Source organism: Arthrobacter agilis, from assembly GCF_002953615.1.
Classification (GTDB): Bacteria; Actinomycetota; Actinomycetes; order Actinomycetales; family Micrococcaceae; genus Arthrobacter_D; species Arthrobacter_D agilis_B.
In genome coordinates this window covers 3254995-3258718 of the sequence record NZ_CP024915.1, presented here as the reverse complement: position 1 = coordinate 3258718, position 3724 = coordinate 3254995, and the positions used below count along the sequence as shown (strand labels likewise).

Here is a 3724-nt window from a genome sequence, read left to right as displayed (position 1 = left end):
CGTCGCGGCCTCCCGCCTCCGCAGGCTGGTGCACCGCCGTAAGCGGCTGCTCTGCTGCCTGCTCCTCAGTGCGGCAGCCGGCGTCGCGGTGGAGGCGGCCGTCGGCGACGACTATCGGACAAGGACTGTCGTCAGTGCCTCACGTGACCTGTCCATCGGGACGGTCCTGACCGAGGCGGACGTGGCCCTGACCACCCTCCCCGAGCAGGCGGTTCCGGGCGACACCTTCGATCGGCCCCTGCAGGTGATCGGCCAGCAGCTGGCCGCGCCCCTGTCCCAGGGCGCGCCGGTGCCCGCGACCGCCCTCGTGGGCGATGGGCTGCTGACCGGCACGACGGCCGGCACGGTCGCCGTCCCCCTCCGGCCCTCGGACCCCGCGACGGTCCAGCTGCTGGCTCCCGGGCAGCTCGTCGACGTCATCCTCAGTACCGGCAACGGCTATGACGTCGCAGCCGACTCGACGGTCCTGGCGCGCTCCGTCGCGGTCCTGTGGACCGCGCCGATAGGCGGCGGCAGCACGTGGCCCGGCGCCGACGACGACGGCGGCCTCGTGGTCGTGGCCGCGCAGGCGGACGACGCCGCGGCCCTCGCCGGGTCCTCCAGCTCGGGCGATGTCCACCTCGTACTGACCTCGGCTCCGTGACCGGTCACGATGGCCGGGCTGTCGTCCCCTCTCCTGCACCCGGCCTGCGCACGTGCAGGGAGCGCCGATACGACCCGTCAGCCCCAGTGCGGCGGACGCTGCTCCTTCAGCCATTCGTCGTGGTTGTCCTCGGTGTCGCCCCACGAACGCGGGTCGTCCTCGGCGGCTGTCGTCGGGACTGCCGGGGCCGCGTCGTCCCCCTCGCCGGGTTCCCGGCCCACGTTCGCCCCGCGGCCCGGGTGCTGCTCGTCCTTCCGCATCCTGGCGGCGTCCTTTCGCGTCCTCGGCTGGTCGGAGGTGTTCCGCGGGGGAAGCCCGATCAGGGCCGCGGCCCGTTCGGCGCATCCGTCCGGGTCGGTGAAGACCTCGATGGTCCACAACGGCATGTACCGCCACCCCATCCGCTCGAGGACCTGGGGGCGCAGCCTGCTCCGCTCCCGCACGGTCATCGCGCCGTACCGGCCGGTGCCGTCGGACTCGATGGCCAGCGGGGCGGGGCGCTCGTCCTGCACCGCGGCGGCGCTTCCGTCCGGGCGGAGATCCGCGGGCCGCACCGCGACGATGTCGAGGACACCGGCGTAGTGGTCCCGCACCTCGGCGCCCCGGTACCGCAACCGGTCCACGAGGTCCGCCACCAGGGGGTCCTCGTTGCCGCCCGAGGCAGCAGGGGCGTGCCCCGGACCACCACCGAGTTCACGCTGGAGCAGTTCGAAGAAATCCAGCGCTCCCGTGGTGAGCCGGTCCGGGTCCAGATCGGACGGTTCGAAGCAGGTCAGCACGTGCTGCAGGTGCCGCGCCCGGGTCATCGCCATGACGAAGTTCCGGCGACCGTCGGGCCCGGACAGCGGGCCGAACGAATGCAGGGTACGTCCGTGGGGGGTGCGGCCGTAGCCGAGGGAGAAGATGATGTCATCGCGCACGAGCCCACCGGCACGCTCGACGGGGACCACGCGGAAGGACTCCCGTCCGGGGACGAAGAAGTCCGCGGCCCACGGGAACTCCGCCATCTGCAGGCGGATCGCCTCCCCCACCCGGGCAGCGTGCCGAGCGCTGGCCGTCACGACGGCCAGCGAGAAGCTCGGGCGGCGGCGGATGTGCTCGAAGACGAGTTCCACGACCCGATTCACCTCGACGGCGACGCTCTCCACGCCGTCGTGCTCCGAACTCGGCATGCCCGTGCCGTTGGGCAGGTACTCGACCACGAGCCCGCGGCCCTCCCCCGTCACCTCCGAGGCCTGGGGCAGCCGCGACAGCTTGCCGCCGTAGAAGGATTCGCTGAGGTACGTATCGAGGCCGCGATCCACCCCGCGGTAGATCTCGGTGAGCCCGCGCACGGGCAGCACCTCGCGGAGCGAGTCGAACGCGCTCGGGAGCGGCTCGAGGGTGGACGCGCGATCAGCGGACTGCACCTCGATGCTGAAGCGTGTGGGCCCCGCGAGGCGGTCGTCGCCGAAGACCACGACCTGCGCCGACCGCGCGATGCAGGGCACCGCGCTCTGCAGGGACATCGACTCGCCATCGAGGATGACGGCGGCATCGAAGGAGTAGCCGTCGGGCACCGCACCCCTGATCGTCAGCGGGCTGACCGCCCAGACGGGCAGGAGCGCCGCGACCAGGTCCTGGTGGAGGCCCGCGAAGACCTCGAGGGTCAGGGTGCCGTCCTTGAGCTCCTGCCGCAGGCGTCCGGCATCCTCCGGGTGAGCCTCCACGGCGGTGCGCCAGCGTTCGGCGAGGGTCCAGCGGATCCGGGCGGGCCCGGAGGCGATGTGGGCGTTGTCCGCGAGACGGTACTCGGCCTCCAGCCTGCGCAGGCTGTCGCCGTCGGACATCGCGAGGTAGTCGTCCCCGCTGATCATCGCTTCCAGGGCGGACTGCCACCAGGCGAGTTCCAGTTCCGAACCCACGCGTTCGGCGGGGATCTCCCGTGCGGCGAGGTCAGCGAGGAGATCGGCCAGTCCCTGCTCGCGCATCTCGTCGAGCAGCAGGGTGCGCTCCGGCAGGGTCTCCAGGGTGTCACTGTCACCGGCGAGGTCGCGGAGGAGCGCTTCGAGGCTGTCGAGGTCGAGCGCCGCGAGGTCGGGGCGACCCGAGGTCGTCCGCAGGATCGCGGTCAGCTCCGCCAGCCGCTCGTCGACCGCCCGGTAGGAGGAATGGATCTCCGCGAGTCCCGTCGGGACCTGCGGATGCCGTTCGGTCAGCGCGTATCGGGTCCAGAGCGTGCGCTGCTGCTGCACCTCGAGAAGGGAGGTGTGGAGGTCCGAGATGTGGACGCCGGGCCGGATGTACTCCTTGGCCACGCGCCGCAGGCGGGACCGCGTCATCGAGCTCATCTCGATGTCGCGCTCCTTGCGCCACGACGACGGCGCCGTCGCGGAGATGAGGTCGGTCACCGGACGGTCGAAGATATCGGGTGTGAACTTGTCGAGGCTCCCCCGGACGGCGACGAGGAGTTCGAGCTGCTCGCCCCATTCCCTGAAGGTTGCACCGAGCGTGATGTGCGAGTGTTCGGCGACGCGCTGCACCTTGCCGCGGAGGTCGGGGATCCCCGTGGCGAGCTGCTCGGCCAGGGCGTGGGCGTGCTCGGTCTCCTTGCGGTTCAGCAGCTGCGCCCCGTACCAGGGGCTCTCGGTCGACGCCTTGCTGAAACTGCCCAGCTCGGCGGCCCGCTGGAGGCGCTCCGTCAATTCCTTGCGGTCGGCGATCGAGTCCAGCACACTCCGCTTGAGCCGCACGGTGGTCGACGGCGCGGGATCGAGCGCCGTGAGTCCCGCGAGGGACTGCATGGCCTGGTAGGGCGAGCACCCCCACCGGCTGCGGATGTTGTGGAGACTCCGGACATGTTCCATCAGCTGGTGACGGTGCCCGGTCAGGGTGGCGTGGAGGGTCCCGAGCTCCGGCTCGAAGGCTTTCTCGTTGCGGACCAGCGCGCGGACGACGGCTTCGCGCAGCTGTGCAGGTCCGGTCTGGCTGCCCACCTGGAGCACGAGGGACCCGAGATCGAGGCCGTCGAGGTCCTGCACGAACTCGTTGAGGGTGCCTCGGCGTTCCGCTGCGACGATCACCCGCCTGCCGGCGGCCGCC

2 protein-coding genes are annotated in these 3724 nt (G+C 71.6%); one reads left to right on the top strand and one right to left on the bottom strand.

Annotated features, from left to right (window positions below; all coding sequences use genetic code 11):
• Positions 1-643: RcpC/CpaB family pilus assembly protein (locus CVO76_RS15960; protein ID WP_208740089.1), on the top strand; the 643-nt coding region annotated here is incomplete at its 5' end.
• 77 nt (positions 644-720) lie between these two features.
• Here the strand turns inward: CVO76_RS15960 and CVO76_RS15955 are convergent.
• Positions 721-3724 (bottom strand): AAA family ATPase (locus CVO76_RS15955; RefSeq protein WP_208740088.1); only part of this gene is annotated, 3004 nt, incomplete at its 5' end.